This is a genomic window from Niastella yeongjuensis, from assembly GCF_900110245.1.
Lineage (GTDB): Bacteria > Bacteroidota > Bacteroidia > Chitinophagales > Chitinophagaceae > Niastella > Niastella yeongjuensis.
In genome coordinates, this window is the sequence record NZ_FOCZ01000009.1 from 138,789 (window position 1) to 158,194 (window position 19,406).

The following is a 19,406-nucleotide window of genomic DNA, read 5'->3' on the forward strand; positions in this document are numbered from 1 at the left end:
TGGAAAAAGGCAATCGACATTCAATTTGCTATCTCCCGATTGGATAGGAGCACAAATTGTTCTGTTTGCTCCTCTCGATGTCAATTGCCCGTTTCCTACTGCTTTTTAATAACCATTATTTTGAACCAGGTTTGCATTCAGTTGAATTTGACGCAATGGTATCGGTAACAAGTAATGGGTTCTTTTAAAATTACGGTCCTCGGCTCTGTCAATCAATATTGCTTTCAAATTACCCTTACCGGTAGCTACTGTAGTTTCTTTGTTTACATATACATTCGGATTGTATAAGCTTGTTGAATCACCGGTAACCGTTCTGAAATCAGTTTTATACCCAACTCCGCCTACCACCATTCCACAAACATTCTGATTGAGTTCATGCTCGGCAATTCCCCAACGTTTCAGGTCATCGAAACGGCTGTTCTCTGAAAACAGCTCCACTGTTCTTTCGCGTCTGATCTCATCCAGGATATTCAAACTGCTGTCGGTAGCGAATTTGTTGGTGAGCGGTGCCACACCAGCCCGGGCTCTGGTAAGGTTGATCGACATATTCAGGTCAGCATCACTGATAGACTTATTCTTTTCCATCAGGGCTTCTGCATAGATCAAATAAACTTCGGCCAGCCTGATCTGTGGGTAATCCTGTGATTCTTTATTAGCTGCCCGATAGGTAGGATACTTATTAGCCGAGAATTTTCTGGCAGTGTAACCCTGTTCTGTTGCATCGGTCAGTTTTATTTTACCGGCCGCTGGTGCATCTGCATCGCCCAGAATATAACTCTGTAAACGAAAATCCCTGTTCTGGTATTCATCTTCTACAGTTGCATATCCTTTGAACTGCGCCGTTTTCTCAATCGGCATTCCATTTATGCTCAGGAACATATCCATGAACTTGCGGCTGGGTACCATATAGCTCTGCACAGTAGCCGAAATATTTCTACCACCGGGACGCAGGTTAACGTCGTAGATGCTTTTCAGGATAAACTCATTGTTGCTTGATTTATCGAGACCCAATGGGTTTGAACCGGTACCATCTATACAAAACAGGTAATAGTTACTGCGATTTTTCATGGCAGTGTTGCTATTATAGTTCCATAATTTGTAACCGCCGTTCTGGATTACATCTTTTGCCAGTGTTGCCGCTTCTGTTAAAAACTCATTGATCTGGTCGTATGCCGGTCCGCCTGAACCTTTAAAATCGGTGGAGTTTCCGGTGTATTTACGCCAGGTAGCTTCGTACAACAACACGCGTGCTTTGAAAGCCTCAGCTGCCCATTTGCTCAAATGTCCTTTTTCATCACTGGGGATGGCTTGTTCAATAGGCAGGTCGGGGATGGCTTCCGTTAAATCTTTCAAGATCTGGTCAACTACTTCATAGCGGCTGTTACGTGGCGCCTGCAGTTCTGCCCCGGTTATATCGGGTACCGTTGTTACAATGGGTACACCACCAAAGCGTTTCAACAAAAAGAAATGATGCCATGCTCTGAAGAATTTAGCAGCCGCTACATATTGAGCGATCTCTTTTTTATCACCGCTATAAGCTTCGGCCTTTTGCAGAACGATATTGTTACCACGGATATACGCATAGGCGTTATTCCAGTAAATATCATCCATGGGCACGGTAACCAAACCACGGCCGTAGTCTGCCGGGCCCTGGGTGAAGTCTGCACACAGGTCAGACCCCATATCTATAAATTCAAAAATATTGCTGTTGTCAATTTTCTGCCAACTGATCATTTTCTCATAGAACTCGTTGGTGGCAGCCTTGAACTGTGCGGGTGAATTAAAATACTGTACTTCCGTCAGTCTGTCTTCAGGTTTCAGGTCGAGAAATTTTTTCTGACAGGCCATAGCGCCGAGGATCATGGCACTGATGGCAGCCGGAATTATCAACTTTTTCATTTATAATAGTTTTTCGCTGATCAGATATTAGATTATAAACCGAGGTTAACACCAAATGACCATGTTCTCATAAAGGGGTAACCGTTCAAACCAGAGTTGGCACCTTGTTCGGGATCGAAACCATCTTTTAAAGATGACCATTCCCACAGGTCGTTTCCGGAGAAATACACCCGTACTCTTTCAAGATGTGCGCGTTCACTCAATGTTTGTGGTAATGTATAACCTACAATCAAAGATTTCAACCGAACATACTTGTTGTTCTGCAACATGAAGTCATTGTGCAGGTAGTTCCATTCGGCGCGGTCTTTCTGAATGGTCAGTCTTGGGAATTTTGCACCGGTATTGTCTTCAGTCCAGGTATTGCCAAGGAATTTTGAGTTCAGGTTTGAATAATCAACAGCGAAAGGATAAGCCAGGTAACCTGATCTTTCTATATATTGTTGACCTACACCTTGCAGGAAGGCTGAAAAATCGATGCCTTTCCAGGCAGCGCCCAGGTTCAAACCGAAAGTATAGTGTGGTGCGGCATCGCCTTTGTAGCTTACGTCGCTCTGGTCAATTTTATTATCCTTATTCACATCTGCTTTTCTGGTATCACCGGGACGCAGGTCAACTTTACCATCTCTTGTTGGCACATTGCCCTGTGCATCTGCTGTATATTTATTATAAAACAGGTCAACAGTTTTCTGGTCGGTAAAGAACCCTTTTGTCTGGTACATGTACCAGCTGTTCAACGGTTTGCCAATGATAGTTGAATTCAATCCGGCAGTGGGCAGTAACGCACCGTCGAATTGGGTCAGTTTGTTACGGCTGTCAGAAACGTTGAATGAAGCATTCCAGCTGAAGTTCTCACCGATCTTATCGCGCCAGCCGATCGCAGCTTCCCATCCCCACACTTCCAGTACACCACTATTTGTTTGCGGTGCTTGTCCACCCAACACGCCAGGATAAACCACCTGGATCATCATCCCATCATTCTTTTTCTTATATACATCGAAACGGCCGGTAAGACGGTTGTTCAACATAACGAGGTCAACACCGATGTTCGCCATTTTTACTTTTTCCCAGGTACGGTCTAATGAAGTAAGACCATTACGGGCCAGGCCGGCCGCGCTTTGAATACCAGGCGTGCTGCCAAAGAGGCTGTTTCCAATAACCACATCAGAAATGTAATCGTACATATCGATGTTTACGTTGTTACCCATGATCCCGTAACCACCGCGGATCTTCAGGTAATTAAGCGGGTACAGGTTCAGGTCGCGGATGAAGTTTTCATTGGTAACTACCCAACCGGCAGATGCGTTGTAGAAATTTGACCATTTGTGGCCGGGCGCAAAACGGGATGATCCATCACGACGTCCCAACATTTCAACCAGGTATTTACCTCTGAAAGAGTAGTTCAAACGGCCGATATAAGAATACAGGCCATAAGAACCGCGGCCGCCGTTTGCTTCAACCAGGTCTTTACCACCCAGGTTCAAATCATACACGCCGTCAGATCCAATATTGGTACGGTAACCGTATAAATCTTTATAGTCCGTTTTCTCTGCATTGATACCACCCATGGCTATGATGCGGTGGCCACCAAAAGTAAAGGTGTAACGCAGCAAGGCGATGTAGTTCTGGTATAAACTGTTGTCAGATTCGGCACGGATATTTGAAGTAGGGTTGATGTTAAACTGAGACAGTGTTCCATCCCATTGGTACAGGGGAACAGTGAGTTGATAATTATCCAACCGGTAATTGCTGCTTTGAATAGAAGCGGTTCCTTCCAGTTCCAGTCCTTTTATCAGTTCGGCAGTACCTTTTACATCTACTCTCACCAGGTCATTACCTACTGTATTTCTTCCACCATCGGTAGCAGCTGCAGTAGCGTTTCTGGTACCCTGGTTGTTAAAGTTGGCATACCATTCACCAAATGGGTTTTTAGCAGGGAAAAAGGGCGGGTCGTAAGAAACGAGGTCTTCGCGCAAACCCTGTGAAGGACTGCTGGTGATATCTTTTTGATACGTGATACCAGTTTGCAGTTTTACTCTTTCTGCCAGTTTGTAATCGTAATTCAAACGCAGGTTATACTGTTTGTTACCATCGTAGGCAACAGCCAGCGGTCCCTGGTTATCGGCATATCCGGCAGATAAACGGTAACCCGATTTTTCTGATGAACCGGCAATACTGAGGTTGTGTTGTTGAGAAACACGGGGTTGAAACATTTCATCGAAACGGTTGGCGTCTGCAACAAATACGTCGCCCCAGGCAGTAGTATGATAAATACCTTCCTGGCCCTGGGCTATTTTTTGCAGGTTCGCAATATCGCCCCAGTTTTTGGTTGTTTTATAAGTATCCTCATTGTAAGCATTTAACCACATCTGGGCAAATTGCTTCATGTCGGTAGTGGGTGATTTTATACCGATGGTATTTACACGCGCATTGAAACCATATTCGATCCTGGTTTTTCCTTTACCACGTTTGGTGGTAACAAGAATAACACCATTGGCAGCACGGCTACCGAAGATGGCGGCCATACCGTCTTTTAACACGTTCACCGATTCAATATCATCGGGGTTCATGGTAAAGAATGCATTCTGGCTGGCTACAGGAATACCATCTACAACGATCAGGGGTGCTCCGCCACTTACTGAAGTAGCACCACGGATCTGCAATGCCAGGTCTTCATTGCCCGGACGCGAAGAAGTTCTGGTAACCACCAAACCCGGAGTGGTACCTTGTAATGCCAGTGCAGGATTGGTTACCGCTCTGCTATCAAATGTTTTATTGGCTACTGGTTCCAGGGCGCCGGTAACGGTTGCTTTTTTAGAAGTACCATAACCTACTACCACCTGCTCTTCCATCGGTGCCTGGGTAGTGCTTAATTTAATGGTGAACTCGGTTTGATCGCCAACCGGCACCAGTTTATCGTCGAAACCTACGTAGGAAATTACCAGTACTGACTGTGGGCCTTCTACCATCATGGTAAATGAACCATCAGCTTTTGACATCACTGAATTCAACTTTCCTTTTTCACTTACGTTGGCATTTTGCAGCGGGGTGCCATTTTCAGCCAGGATAACACCGGTAATTTTTACCGGCGGGGCTTTTTGTATCACCGGTTTTTCAACAGCCACTATTTGCGGCGGTGTGGCTACTACGGCTTCTTTTACAACAACTATATTGTTGTTGATGATGCTGTAGGAAAGCGGTTGATTTCTGAAACAGATGTCAAGTACCTGCGTAATAGAGGCATTTTTGACATTTATATTAACCTTTCCGGCTCTTTGCAATAAAACTTCTCTGTAAACAAACGTATATCCTGTTTGCTTTTTTATTTCCTTAAAAACAACTTTCAGGGAAATGTTCTCCCCAGACAATGTAACCTTTTGAGAATACACGCCGGCAGTGAGGTGTAAACAGGTGGCTAATAGAAAAATGGTTAGGTAATTCATTACGATCAGTTCTTTACGCCCCACCTTTATTTTCCTCAAATAGCGGTGGAGGCAATGAATTAAATACATAAATTTGGATTTAGCACCCCTGACGTTGCAATCAGGGCTGTTTGGGTTAAACAATAAGGATATAGCGTCTTCTATTGCATTAGCCTGAAGTTTTATCAGCCGCACCGATTGCAGTCGGGGCGGTTTTTTGTTTCAGGTAATCGGAAACTTTTATGTTTTTGACATACCATTTTCATTGCTCATCCGGCCACGGGGTAAACCGTACCAGACAGCCTTAAACAGTTGTCATTGAACTGGTCAATATTTTAAAAAAGAATCGTTGTTCAGCTGCAATGGGCAAGAATGGGTTGCAGCCCGGCATGAATAAAGTAAAGCCCCTGCATACATACTGCGATGGCGCTTGTTTTCACTGGTTATGAATTCCCTGATTTTCTCAGCGATGGCTTCAAATAGGATATACATATAACTAGGGGTTATTTAACAATGATCTTTTTCCCCTCGATGCTGAATTTTGCACTTCCTGACTCCTTCAATACTTTCAACACATCTGATAACCTGGTGTTCCGTGAAATTTCAACAAACAGGGGCTCATTTTTGACAGCGCCCTCATATACCACCTCTACATCATACCATCTTGCCAACTGTCGCATTACCGTTTTTATATCTGCACTTTCAAAGTGAAATAATCCGTTTTTCCATGCTACTACATTGTCAATAGCTGCTTTTCGAACCTGTATCCGGTTGCTGTTGGGAATTACAGCCTGCTCCCCGGGTGATAAAATAGCCGTTTGTTGTACCGTGGCCGTTTTTTCCACCACCTTCACTTTCCCTTCCAGCAAAGTAGTTTTAATAGCGCTTTCGTCGCCGTAGGCATTTACGTTAAAATGGGTGCCCAGCACTTCCACCTGGCCCCCCCCGGCCCCCCCTTTAGAGGGGAGATCTACGATAAAGGGCATTTGGTTATCGTGTGTTACTTCAAAATAAGCCTCGCCCGTAATTTGCACCCTTCTCTCCTTTCCTTTGAAACCCGTGGGGTAATGGATGGAAGATTCCGAATTCAGCCACACTTTTGTTCCATCGGGCAAACGCAACTGGTATTGTCCGCTGCGGGGAGTGGCCAGGGTATTCCACGCCAATGGCCCATCGCCGCCGCTGTTGTCTGGTGAATACACCAGTTTTCCATCATCGGGTTTCAGCACTTTTGCTTTTCCCTCCCGGGCAACTTCCCCATTGGCTGCATCATCGAGCACAATGGTTTTGCCATTCGAGAGGGTAAGCACCGCTTTATTGCTGCCCGGCTCTACATCGTTCTTTAATGTTGACTCGGCTTTTGCCAGTAATTCCCTTTTATGCTGCAAATAAAGCACGGCGCCTGATAAACATACCAGGATGGCGGCCGCAGCCCACCAGGTTCTATGCATTCGACGAACCGGGGCATACTCCGTATAAGGCATTTCCTCGGTTGCAATGCTTTGCAGTAACCCAGCTTCAATGGCGTCCTGAATTGATTCTTTCTCTCCTTCTCCATATTCCAGCTCACCGGTGTTTACCAATTCCTGGTACCATGCTTCAACAAGCTGCTGCTCTGCAACCGTACAATTTCCACTACTGTATCTGTTTAAAAGATCAGTGGCCTGTGTTTCGCTCATAATAAGGCTTATAAAATTTCTGGCAACGTATATACTGTCCGGTAAAAAGACCCGAGGGGGTAAAAAAAATAAAAATATTTTTTTCGGGACTCACCCAAACGCAGACATACCTTATCCAGATCGGTTAAAAACAATCGTGTTAATCGTTCACATGCACAAAATGTGATATATGAAATGTCGGGATACTTCCTTACTTCATCCACTGCATTAACAAAACGGCAAACGTGGTTGCGTTCAGGCTGATGGCAGTTTTAATAATTTGTAAAGCATGCTGTATATGCTTCTTTACTGTTTCATCTGAAATGGCGAGGCGTTCGGCAATTTCCTTATGAGTTAAATGATGCTTGCGGCTAAGCTGGTATACTTCACGCATCTTGTTCGGCATTTGCTCAACGGCCGATTGAATGGTGTGTTGTAACTCTTTTATTTGTAGTTGCGATTCAGCATCGGGTGGCTGATAATTAACAAGCACTTCCGTTAACAGGACAAGATAATCGCGGCGGGTAATATTCTTTTCAATATACTTTATGACTTTGTACCGTACACTCGTTTGCAGGTAAGCGGCCAGTGAACCGGTGATCCGGAGATCATGGCGCCGATTCCAGATGGATAAAAATATATCCTGTACCAGATCAGCCGCATCGGTTTTTGAGCGAAGCGCTCTTGCAGCTGTTGCAAATAACGACTCCCAGTAACGACGATAAAGCATGGTAAATGCTTCCTTGTCACCATCGGCTACCAGAGAGAGTAATGTTTCATCGGTATGGATTACAACTGCTTCCAAATAAGGACTTATACTTAGCGGTAAAAGTAATACAAAAACCAATTAGTGGTATATCGATAAAGATTTTGTGTATTATATAATTATAATTTCAGATGCGGCAACGTACAGGTATATCAATTTATTACCTGTGCAAGATTAATATATAAAAAAAACAAAAGCCCTCCCGATGCATCGGGAGGGCTTTTGTTATCTTATGTCTTACTTATTATTATTAAAGCACGAGCATCTTGTTTTTTGTAACGTTGTTTATTTTCAGTACATAGATCCCCGGCCTGATACTTACGCCGAGCTGAACATTGATAGTACCGGTCGTATTCAATACTTGTTTTTGATACATTATTTTACCCAGCAGGTCGGTGAGCGTGATCCAGATCTGCCGGTTGATCAGGTAATCTGGAGTTTTTACTACAAAATGATTACCAATTACCGGATTGGGATACGCGGTAATATCATTAATAGCATCTCTATCACTGCAATACCCCAGTTTATCACCATGGTTGAGGTGAGCTGCAACAGCATCTTCATCTACGCACAAACTTTGGCCATTGTGACAAAGCACCACTTTACTCTCCCGAAGACCACACGATACACTTGTTGATTCAATGCGGATATCAGCGGAGGAAGAACAGCCTTTGGCATCCGTGATGGTTACGCTGTATGTACCGGCAGCGGCCACAGTGATAGACGAAGTATTTTTACTGTTACTCCATTTGTAGGTATACGGCGCTGTACCACCTGCAGGTTTAGCTACCAGCAGCAGAGATGAAGAAGCATACCCAACATAGATGGTGTTTTTGACAGTAGCAATATTGTCTACTACATATACATCCGGAATAGTAGCTGTTAACTGAACAGGGTTGGTGTCGTCGCAATCTGAGTTGTTGGTAACCCCACAGGCAGCAGGAACATCAGCCCCTCTTCCATCGCCGTCATTGTCGGCATACAATATTCTGGTATCATCACAATCCAGGTTGTTGGCTACATAACCAGCAGGCGGGATAGATGTACAGAATACAGCGGAAACCGTTTTAGAACCAAAGCCGTCGTGGTCGGCATCTACATAATAGGTAACCGGGCCTTGCACAGCGGCATCGTTGTCGTCACAATCGTTCTTATTGGCGGCATAACCATAAGGGGCGCTTGAATTACACAGCATTTCTGTTGTAGCAGAACCAAACCCGTCGTGGTCAGCATCTATATAATACAACAGCGGTTTCTGAACGGCAACATCATTATCATTACAGTCGGTGCTGTCGGTCGAGTACCCGGCCGGAGCATCATTCTGTGCAAATAATACAGCTGCGCCTGCACCTATACCATCATTATCGCCATCAACAAAAAACTTTTTGTTAACAGTCAGTTCCGTTGAAACAGGGTTGGCATCCAGGTAGTACACATCACCAATTTGCGAGGCAGTGATGGTTACTTTACCTGCTGATACGATATGAATTTTACCATTTTCAATAGTAGCCACTGAATTATCAGCGCTGGTATATTGAATAGGTAAAGCAGAGGTACTTGTGGCGCCTCCGTCAAAATCGGCATCATTCACCAATACGGGTTGCAAGGGACCGAAGGAAATGGTTTGTTTTCCGGTATTCAATAAATTAAATACAGGGAAACTGTTAACACCTGTAAAGCTCACCTGATAGCTTGTTGCCTGAGCTGTTACGGGTTTAACGGGTGCGGCCTGAACGTTCGATAGAGTGGCTGCGTTACCGGATACCAACCGCATAACAGCGGCTACATCACATTGCGAATTGGCATCGGTAGTATTGTATCCAAAAGTGAGGTCGGTAGCAGAAATAGTAGCCGGTTGAATATCCCAGCTTCTGTTGATGGCACTGCCTTCATAAGGCAGTCCTACTATCAAACCTCCCTGTTTAACATTCGCGGTAAAAACCGTTCCTACGGCAGGGTTTACGGTTACGGGGTTGTAGCTGTCGCCAGCTCCGATCCATAAAGGCGTAGCAACGCCGGCATTTGTAAGGCGGGTGAAGGTTCCCGACTGATTATCACCCTTCATTGCGAACCATTGTGTTGGTGCGCCCCCGCCCACAAATTGAAGACCGGTAGGTTTTACATTATAGTTACCGGTTGAAATAACCGTAATGCTTGTAACTTTTCCATCGGTAATATTGGCTACTGCATAAGTAGGCGCTGTGCTGGTTGCCAGGGTACCGCCGGTGAAGAACACTGCCGGTGCAGTTACATACCCAGAACCACCATTGCCTGCAAATGAATAAGTGCCCACTACCGGATTGTTGGCGTTAAAGGTCACTCCACCCAAACCAGTTGCAACAGCGGCTGTACCGGTAAAATTACTACCGTTTATACTCTGGCCGCTGCTGGCGGGGTTCAGGTTCAGTGCCGCAGTAGATCCATCTACTATACCATCATCACCGATGTTCACGCCAATTTTTTGTGCTCCCTGAAAACGGAATAACCGTACGGTTGAACCGAGTTTCAAAACACCGTTCACATTTACAATTACTGAGTTGGTAGCTGTGTTCTGATTGGCTACCAGGTTAAACTGGGCCGTAGAACAATCGAGCGTACCATTGATATTATAGGTCATGCTGCCGCCTGTGTTGGCAACACCGGTCCAGCCATAACCTGTACCATACTGGCCATGAAAAGCACCCTGGCCATTCTGGCCATTTATAGTTACCGTTTTACCGGCATTGATAGTAAGTGTCTTTATACCTGTTCCATTGTTTCCGTTTTGCAACGTAAAACTGCTTACGCTGGAACCGGCATAGTTACGCGCCTCCATATCCATGTCTATCACAATGTCCTGGTTACCGGCCTGGTTACCATTGGGCGAAAAACGGGCAATGTTCATTACCCCGTCTCCCGTGAAAGTGGTGGTTCCTGTAGCGTTCACAAATACGCGGATCCCTGAACCAACAGTGGTGATGGTAGAACCGGCAGGCGCACCCAAACGGCCATTGATGGCAATAGTGGTGGCCTTGTTGGTGATGAGGCTTTGTACACTGCCTGCAGGAGCAGTCAAAGAGGCTACCACTCCACCATCTGTAATGGAGAAATCATTTACGGTAAGGGTGTTTGACATAGTTTCTGTACCACTGATCACCGTTAAGCCGGAAACAGTAAGAGCTACCTGTTGTAACAAGGTAGCTCCGGTGTATACTGTAAGATTTTTACTGACCCCGGCCGTGGTTGCCAGGGTGACCGTATGTCCTGGCATTATATGAACATTGATACTACTCGTGGGCGCGGTAGTGGTGGTACCGCTTATCCCGCCATTTCCATCCGAGATGTTCCAGGTACCACCGTTCCAGGCCATGTTCCCCGTCGACAGATAGTCACCGGCCGCAATACCGGTGATCGTTAATGTCTGGGCCACGTTGACTGCAGCTGCGTAATTGTCATCACCAGGCTGTTCAGCGGTGATGGTTACCACACCTGAGCCAATGATATGAATTTTGTTATCTACTATAGTAGCCACGCTGGGGTTTGAACTGATATAGGTAACAGGTAAACCTGATGTAGCCGTTGCACCCGGATCGAACTCGATATCACCCATTTTCTTTACAGGGATATTATTGAAGTTGATCGTTTGTGCCTGCAGGCTTCCTACATAAACCAGCGTGAAATTATTTATATTGAATGCATTGCTGGTACCGCCAATCGACACGCGCATACTTTGTACACCGGCCTGCAAGGTGAAGGCTGAACCTACAGTGATCTCGCGCCAGTCATCGGCGCCATTAGAGAACACACTGCCAAAAGGCACACCAAACGCACCGGTTCTGTCGGTACCATCAAACTCCACTTTCAGGGCGCCATTGGCAGCTACTGCTGAATAACGCATTTTCAATTTGTACGTACCGGCCTGGGGAACAGCGATGGTATAATTAACCCACTCGCCACTTTCCAAACCTGTTAAGGCATAACCGCCTTCTGAACAGGTAGCGATATCTACAGCTTCACCAGTTCTATATTGACCACCGGTGTTGGCGGTTGTTTTATCGTTGTATACTTTGCCCTGTCCATCGGTAGTGAAGTGGTCAAAGTTTTCCGCTTCAATTTTACCGGGTGCCAGGTTCATTCTGTACACAGGTTGGCCATTTACGAATTCTACGGGATCACCAGGACAGTTAGCCGCTCTGCGGAAGGTCAATCCACCCCAGCCCGGGAAGTCAACCTGGAAACCCTGCCCTTCTACACCAGACTCTCTTGTTGAAATATCGAATACCCGTTGTAACCATTTGTATTTGTCGGGGTTTAAGCCAACGCGGTCGCGGTAGTGTGCCAATGCCATTTCATGGAACGGATATTCGCTGAATTTGAAGTTGGTGCCTCTTAATAAACGGGTCAGGTCTTTCTCGGAATAAGGGTTCATTTTTTTGCTGAACCAGCGACCGCTGCGGTCTCTGCGTTGAATAAATTCACCGCTTTGTACAGTTGGTTCCCACGGTGTTGGCTGATCGGGGAAAGGATAGTTGAGTGATGCGTTGTAATGCATGCCGAACTCTATACCCAGCAATGGGCGGTAGTCGAGAAAACTATACATATCATTACCCTGGTTCCAGGCCATTTCACAAAGTGTGTTGATGATAGCTACACCGGTTACGGTATGCGACTGGTCGCGGGAAGCTTCCTGCGGCTGACCATTTTCCCAGATATAGTTGCCTATAGTTTCATTGTAACCATAGTCGGGCGTTGTTCCTACTGAAGCAGTAGGGGTATACTCATCAAAATAATCGCTGGTATAAGAAGGGGTTGATCCTGTTGAACGGGGTCCGGGCGGATAAGGTAAATCATCTGACCGGTGGGGTTGACCGGTTAAATAGCGCAGGGCACGATCATACATTGTTTCATTATCCAGGAAGATACCCATCGCCATAATACCGCGCATGGCAAAAAGACCCTGGTTGCCATGACGACCGGGGTCGCCATTGTACATGAACCAGTAAAAAGTAACATCTTCAGATGCGATGGCCGCGGTTGGTTCCAACATGGTTGAATAACCGGGGTATACCAGCATCGCTTTGAATTTAGCCAAATCAGTGGCAGACCAGCCAGTGTAGGTGCTTTTGATGATCTCAGCTCCCTCCAGCATTTTCCAAATTACCCGGCCTGCATCCAACGCCTGTGTTCCACCTGAATTAATATTTCTGAGGTTTACCCATGCATTGAAGATCTCTACAGCTTTCTTCGCGTTTCTTTCATCACCGGTAATGTACCACATGATGGCATTGTAATAAGCAGCCAATGCGTCGTACTTGAATTTCTCGTAATTGAAACCAGCATCGGTTCCGTTTACAACCAGGCTGGTAATGCCTGAGTTGCCCTGTACTGCATATGTATAACTGGCGTAGGGATTCTTGGTGAAGTTGGCAAAAGACGTTTTCCAGGGTTCTTTACCTGCCTGCACCATATATTTCATACGGTCGAGGTCAGAACGTTTGTGACTGATGCCAGGGTGCGCGAACACGCGTTGAGCAGATACTGTTTGGTTGAACAGGACCATCAAAAACAATACTGTTACCAGTATTTTGGGCATGAGGATCCTGCTCTTTATCTGTGTAAAGATTTTCATGGGATATTCCAATGTTTTAATTAGGGAATCGAACTGCGAATGGGTACCCGCTATAAGTTTATCTCAATAATGTATTACAGCCGGGATTAGGGGTTAGGGGTTTTCCAGGTTACTGAATTTTCATGTAATCAATTTTTTTTTAAGATCACTGTTTGGTTGATTGGAGCAAAACACATCAGAGCTATTATTGGACTATGACCTTTTTATCCAGGATGCTGTACCTGGCGCCTCCGGCCAGGTTCAACACGCGTAACACGTCAGACAAATTGGTATTGCGCGTTACTTCAAAGAATAAAGGATCATCATTATCAAGGCTTCTTTTATATACTACTTCTACATCGTACCAGCGCGACACCTGCCGCATCACTGTTTTTATATCGGCATTTTCAAAATGAAACACCCCGTTCTTCCATGCCATTACCTGGTTCACATCAGGCGACTCGTTAATGCTCAGTTGTTTTGCGGCTACAGCCTGTTGTCCGGGTGCTAACAATAAGGAATCAGCTTTGCCAACAAACTTCACTTTTCCTTCGAGCAGCGTGGTTTTTACAGCCACTTCATCGTCGTAGGCGTTGATGTTAAAATGTGTGCCTAACACTTGTACCTGTCCCAGGCCCCCCCTGGCCCCCCCGGTTGAGGGGAGATTGTTTCTGGAAGCGAGTATGTCAACAATAAATGGTATACGTTTTCCATCATTCGCAGTTACCAATTTGGCTACTTCAAAGTAAGCTTCACCGGTAACCTGCACTTTTCTTTCTTTTGCATTGAATGCTGTGGGGTACGTGATCGATGAGGCTGCATTTAACCACACTTTACTGCCATCGGGTAATTCAATATTATACTGACCGCCCTTTGGTGTCGACAATGTGTTATATGGTACCGGCGCATTGGCATCGGCTGATCCGTCATCAGCTTTTGCATATACCAGTTGTCCGTTCTTCAGCTTCACCACTTTTGCATTGCCTTCCTGCGCTAACACACCGTTCTTTTCATTATCCAGCACAATGGTACTGCCATCGGCCAGCGTAAGCACTGCTTTATTACCACCGGGTGCCACATCATTCTTTAAATTAACTGCTACTTGCGTTTTTGAATTATAATTCATCCACACCAGGCCCCCAGCAGTTACCATCAGCAACACTACAGCTGCAGCTGCAATGCGCCAGTAAGGCATCTGGCGTACCGGTGTTGTGTTCATATTGACCACCGGTGTTTCCTCCGCTTCAAAGATTGCCTGTAATACCGCCTGGGCTGTTTTTTCAGGCATTTCATGCGCCACAGGCCGTTCAGCGATCATTCTGTCAATCACCTGATGTACGGTTTCCTCATTACCGCTATCCTGCAGCAATCGCATCAGCTCTTCCTTCTCCTCGGGGGTAGCTGTTTTATCAGCGTACCTGTTTAATAAATATTCCAGCAATGAAGCCATAAACTACAGTTGGGTATTTTGAACGTTCTTACACTTGCGTGTTATACAAAAAGAGAGTGCAGCACAAACCTGTTTGGGTGAGTGCGGGTGAAAAAGTTTTAAAAATATTTTTAAAGAGGAAAAACTACAGTGATAATCAGCAGATTAATAATGACGCATCAAAATAATCAACGTAATAGTAACGTCGAGCCGGGTAAGGCAATAGGTTCTGATGCTGCGCATGGCCTGGGCTAAATGTGTTTTTACAGTTTCGGGCGATAACTGCAGCGCTACAGCAGCCTCTTCCCTTTTCAACCCTTCTTTTTTAATGAGGTTGTACACCAGCCGTTGTTGTTCGGGCAGTCGATCGATGGCAGCTTGTAAAATGCGGGTGTATTCGTTGTTCAGTACCTGGTCTTCGGTATCGTGGTGAAACAGGGGCGTGCCTTCCATGGCGCTTACTTCCAGGCTTTCCCGCCGGGCAATTCTTTTTAAAGCGGTAAATACATAGTTGCGGGTGATGGTAAACAGGTAGGCCCTGAAATGTGCCACTTCCTTCAGCGTTTCCCGTTTTACCCAGATCTTTAAAAAAACATCCTGTACTATTTCTTCCGACACACCGGTTGATTCGGTGAGCTCGTAAGCGATGGAGTATATTTTATTGCGGTAATTATTATAGATCTGTGTAAATGCATTTCTATCACCATCAGCCACCAGCTTCAGTAAATCAATCTCGTTGTATTCAGGTTGAAATGCCAAGGGTTTTCAGCGTTTATATTAACAGGACTATTGGTTATTTGATTTCAGGAACACCGGGGCTAATCTACGGCGTTTAATGAATAATCAAAATATTTTTTTGCTATCTGTAAAAAATAATGTCAGGGAAACATTTTATGTCTTTCTAATCAGGACCTTATCAATCTTTGGCCCATCCAGATCAAGCACTTCGAACTCAAATTCGTTCCATTTTATGATGTCACCGGTTTTGGGGATGTAGCCTGTTACGTGCAACACCAAACCGGCCAGGGTATTGTACTCGCCTTCTTCCAGTTCGCGGTTTTGTAAATGGAAATAATTCAAAAACTCGAAGTAGGGGTAACCGCCATCTGCCAGCCAGGTATTGTCTTCTCTTTTTATGATCTGGAACTCCTGCTGGTTGTATTCGGTTACATCACCTATGAGGGCATCGAGGATGTCGTCCATGCTCACCATGCCCACTACGGAACCATATTCATCGAGCACAAAGGCATAGTGCATCTTGCTTTCCTTGAATTTTTCCAGCACTTTATACGCAGGTGCGCTTTCCGGTACCATAACCGGCAGTCGTAAAAAGTCGGCCAGGTTAAATTTGGTAGTGGTAAAATCCTTCGGGAAGATGTCTTTTACCGATACAACGCCCACCATGTTATCCATTGATTTCCGGTATACCGGATATACGGAATGGGCTTCGATATGCGCCTTTTCTTTAATTGCGGTCAGGTCGTCGGTAATATTAAAACACAGCAGGTCGCTGCGGTGAGTCATCAATTCGTTTACTTTTCTATCGCCCAGGGCAAAAACACGTTCTACAATGGATTGTTCAATTTGTTGAATTTCGCCGCTTTCTGCGCTTTCCTGCACAATGGCCTTTATTTCTTCTTCACTTACAATGACATCTTTTTGTTCCTTCAGGCCAAAGATGCCCAGGAAGATATCGTTTGTTTTTGTGAGTAACCAAATGAAGGGTTTGGTAATTTTAGAAATAAGGGTCATAGGAGTGGCTACTACAGAGGCAATGGTTTCAGGAAACATCAGCCCGATGCGTTTGGGGATCAGTTCGCCAAAAACGATGGAGAAAAAAGTGATCACCACAACGATAACGGCCACGGAAACACTTTGGGAGTACTCTTTCAGCCAGTCTATTTTTTCAATAGCCACGCGCAGGTTGTCCTGTATTTTCTCACCACTATATATACCGGTTAAAATACCGATGAGGGTAATACCTATTTGAACGGTCGATAAAAATGTGTTGGGGTTGTTTGCCAGTTCCAGTGCTTTGCGGGCATTTGTATTACCCTTACGGGCAGCATTTTCCAGCTTGAATTTCCGGGAGGAAACGAGGGCAATCTCACTCATGGAAAAAACTCCATTAAGCAAAATCAACAGCAGGATAATCAGGATTTCCATAATAAGTTGAAAAGACATGATTTTGTTCACCATGTCTTTTCTGGGGCAAATATAGAACTGTAAATTAAGACTTTGTATACTTTAATGGGCCACAGCGCCGCCCTTCCCGGTTTCATCCAGGGCCGACTTTATTCCCTGCGCCATTTGTACCATATTACCTACGCCCCAATAGTGTAAAAAGAAGGTTTTGGGTTCTTCATGTACCATATGGTTATGAACGGCCACTACTTCCAGGCCATGGATCACCAGCTCTTTTATTACCGGCGCTACTTCGTTTTCAAGCATCACAAAATCGCCGCATACGGCCGCCCTGTCTGGCGTTCCCTGCCAGGCAGCCCAGGTATTGAAGCCCATGAAACTGCTTACGGGAATGCCATGTTCCATCAATTGCACATCGGGCCGGCCGATGGTATATTTGTATACGCCTTTATTCATCTCGCCCTTTTGTCCCAACAGTGCATCGAGCTGGGCCACGTTCAGCGTATTTTCTACGCTATCGGCTTTTTCAGCAGCCGGGTCTACGCCCCGGATCTCTTTTATTCTATTCAGGATCGCTTTTACGCCATTGGCCAGGGTGGTGATATCGGCTTTGCGGTCAATGTGCATATACATCACTGTTGGACGGTTGCGCACAAAATGGTTATGGATGGCCGTGATAGCAAATCCCTGGGCAATCACTTCCTGCTGGATCCATTTTAAATCAATTTCTGTTAATATCAGGTCGCCCATCACCATAGCGCTGTCGCCACAGGGCGTAAAGGCCACCCAGCTGCTCAATCCCATAGGCGGAATGATCTTAAACCCATCCACCATCATATGCAGGTCGTTCTGCGGCACCGTGATCTTGTATTCCCCGTTCTTTTCCACGCCTTTCATTCCGGTGATGCTTTCAATGGTAGCCACATCTACTTTACTACCCGGCGGGCAGGCGATGGCACCCTGCTTTTTTGCATCAGCTGTTTCGGAACCGGAATTACATGCTGTAATAAAACCCAGTGCACTCAGCAAAACAAGTAATTGTTTCATGTCCTGTTTATTTGAGGCACTAAACTAGTGATTAGTTGACAAGTTTACAAGTGGACAGGGGCCGCAGCGTGCAGCACATAAACATTGATGATACCCACCCCTCCCGGGAGGGGATTCCTGACAAACATCTGCTGTTACACCGCTTCGGCCATGGGCGTTCCGGGGGTCACCGGCGCACTTTTCTTTTCAACAATCGTTTGGTAGGTTTTTATATCCAGTGCATTTTCGCTTTTGGCAATAAGCACGGTTGCAATGGTGTTGCCAATGAAATTGATGATGGCCCGGCCTTCACTCATAAAACGGTCTACGCCTATCAATAATGCCAGCCCTTCCAGCGGAATCACCTTTAATGCAGTAAGGGTGGAAGCCAGTACAATAAAACCACTGCCGGTAACCCCGGCTGCGCCTTTACTGGTCAATAAAAGAATGCCTATTACTGTTAGTTGCTGGCCCAGCGAGAGATCGATGTTAAAGGCCTGCGCCAGAAAAATAATCCCCATGCTCAGGTAAATGGTTGTACCATCCAGGTTGAAACTATAGCCAGTGGGTATTACTAACCCTACCACTTCTTTTTCACAACCGGCGGCAGTTAACTTTTGCATCACCGAAGGCAATACCGCCTCGCTGCTGCTGGCGCCCAGCACAATTAAAATTTCTTCTTTTATATACCCCAGCAGTTTCCACAAACTGAAGCCGAAATACCGGCAAATGAGGTTGAGCACTACAAAAATGAATACGATCCCCGTGAGGTAGAAAGTCAACATCAGCTTTCCCAATACCACCAGTGTGGTAAAACCGAATTTGCCAATGGTGTAGGCCATACCGCCAAAAGCGCCTATAGGGCTCAGCCGCATAACCATCTTCAGCACATTGAACAGTACCTTGTTGATGTTCTCGAATGTGGTAAGCAACCCTTTGCCGGAATTGCCCAGCATTTTCAAACCAATGGCAAACAGCACACTGAAAAACAATACCTGCAGGATATCGCCCTTGGCAAATGCGTCTATGATGTTGGAGGGAACAATGTGCGAGAAGAATTCGCCCCAGTTCATGTGTTTGGCCTGCTCCGAGATCTCCGTTACCTGCTGGGTAGCGGTATGACTTCCTTTTATGCCTTTACCAGGTTTTACGAGGTTTGCAGTTATTAAACCGATCACTAAAGCAAGTGTGGTCACTATTTCAAAATAGATCAGTGATTTCAATCCTACGCGGCCTACTTTCTTCATATCACCGGCGCCGGAAATGCCCAATACGATGGTAAGAAAGATCACGGGGGTGATCACCATCCTGATCATGTTGATGAAGGTTTCGCTGATCAGTTTGGCTGTTGGCCAAAAACCAGGATACCGCCAGCCAACCAATATACCGGCAATGATGCCCAGGATCACTTGCACATACAATATCTTCGAGATCTTCAGGAGCTTTAAGAGCTTTAAAAGCCGCAGGTATTCCATTT

General features: G+C 45.6%; 10 protein-coding genes. All 10 read right to left on the bottom strand.

Annotated elements, in window-relative coordinates; all coding sequences use genetic code 11:
* Positions 1–105: 105 nt before the first annotated feature.
* A complete protein-coding gene (locus BMX95_RS23180) occupies positions 106–1,899 on the bottom strand; it encodes a RagB/SusD family nutrient uptake outer membrane protein (protein ID WP_081197871.1) in 1,794 nt (597 codons plus the stop codon).
* A 32-nt stretch (positions 1,900–1,931) separates the two neighbouring features.
* Positions 1,932–5,408 (bottom strand): TonB-dependent receptor, encoded by a 3,477-nt coding sequence (locus BMX95_RS23185; RefSeq protein ID WP_081197872.1) that lies wholly within the window; start codon positions 5,406–5,408, stop codon positions 1,932–1,934.
* A gap of 413 nt (positions 5,409–5,821) precedes the next feature.
* Positions 5,822–6,997: a FecR family protein gene (locus BMX95_RS23190; protein WP_081197873.1), complete on the bottom strand. Its 1,176-nt coding sequence runs from the start codon at positions 6,995–6,997 to the stop codon at positions 5,822–5,824.
* A 190-nt stretch (positions 6,998–7,187) separates the two neighbouring features.
* Positions 7,188–7,781 carry an RNA polymerase sigma factor gene (locus BMX95_RS23195; protein ID WP_081197874.1) on the bottom strand — a complete coding sequence of 198 codons (594 nt, stop codon included), beginning with the start codon at positions 7,779–7,781 and terminating at the stop codon, positions 7,188–7,190.
* A 211-nt stretch (positions 7,782–7,992) separates the two neighbouring features.
* Positions 7,993–13,350, bottom strand: coding sequence for a T9SS type A sorting domain-containing protein (locus tag BMX95_RS23200; protein ID WP_081197875.1), 5,358 nt, complete (start codon positions 13,348–13,350; stop codon positions 7,993–7,995).
* A 184-nt stretch (positions 13,351–13,534) separates the two neighbouring features.
* Positions 13,535–14,779 carry a FecR family protein gene (locus BMX95_RS23205; protein ID WP_081197876.1) on the bottom strand — a complete coding sequence of 415 codons (1,245 nt, stop codon included), beginning with the start codon at positions 14,777–14,779 and terminating at the stop codon, positions 13,535–13,537.
* Positions 14,780–14,923: 144 nt separating this feature from the next.
* On the bottom strand, positions 14,924–15,517 hold the full coding sequence (locus BMX95_RS23210; protein WP_081197877.1) for an RNA polymerase sigma factor: 594 nt from the start codon (positions 15,515–15,517) through the stop codon (positions 14,924–14,926).
* 132 nt (positions 15,518–15,649) lie between these two features.
* Positions 15,650–16,924 carry a hemolysin family protein gene (locus BMX95_RS23215; protein WP_081197985.1) on the bottom strand — a complete coding sequence of 425 codons (1,275 nt, stop codon included), beginning with the start codon at positions 16,922–16,924 and terminating at the stop codon, positions 15,650–15,652.
* A gap of 81 nt (positions 16,925–17,005) precedes the next feature.
* Complete coding sequence (locus BMX95_RS23220) at positions 17,006–17,950, bottom strand: DUF1259 domain-containing protein (RefSeq protein ID WP_081197878.1); 945 nt, start codon at positions 17,948–17,950, stop codon at positions 17,006–17,008.
* Positions 17,951–18,084: 134 nt separating this feature from the next.
* The gene (gene dctA / locus BMX95_RS23225) at positions 18,085–19,404 is read right to left on the bottom strand and encodes a C4-dicarboxylate transporter DctA (RefSeq protein ID WP_280517383.1); all 1,320 of its coding nucleotides are present in this window, start codon (positions 19,402–19,404) and stop codon (positions 18,085–18,087) included.
* Positions 19,405–19,406: the final 2 nt, after the last annotated feature.

What these genes read in the sequence shown, in the direction of transcription:
- BMX95_RS23180 (WP_081197871.1), bottom strand. Translation starts at nt 1,899, where the DNA reads ATGAAAAAGTTGATAATTCCGGCTGCCATCAGTGCCATGATCCTCGGC.
- BMX95_RS23185 (WP_081197872.1), bottom strand. Translation starts at nt 5,408, where the DNA reads ATGTATTTAATTCATTGCCTCCACCGCTATTTGAGGAAAATAAAGGTG.
- BMX95_RS23190 (WP_081197873.1), bottom strand. Translation starts at nt 6,997, where the DNA reads ATGAGCGAAACACAGGCCACTGATCTTTTAAACAGATACAGTAGTGGA.
- BMX95_RS23200 (WP_081197875.1), bottom strand. Translation starts at nt 13,350, where the DNA reads ATGAAAATCTTTACACAGATAAAGAGCAGGATCCTCATGCCCAAAATA.
- BMX95_RS23205 (WP_081197876.1), bottom strand. Translation starts at nt 14,779, where the DNA reads ATGGCTTCATTGCTGGAATATTTATTAAACAGGTACGCTGATAAAACA.
- BMX95_RS23215 (WP_081197985.1), bottom strand. Translation starts at nt 16,924, where the DNA reads ATGGAAATCCTGATTATCCTGCTGTTGATTTTGCTTAATGGAGTTTTT.
- BMX95_RS23220 (WP_081197878.1), bottom strand. Translation starts at nt 17,950, where the DNA reads ATGAAACAATTACTTGTTTTGCTGAGTGCACTGGGTTTTATTACAGCA.
- dctA (WP_280517383.1), bottom strand. Translation starts at nt 19,404, where the DNA reads ATGGAATACCTGCGGCTTTTAAAGCTCTTAAAGCTCCTGAAGATCTCG.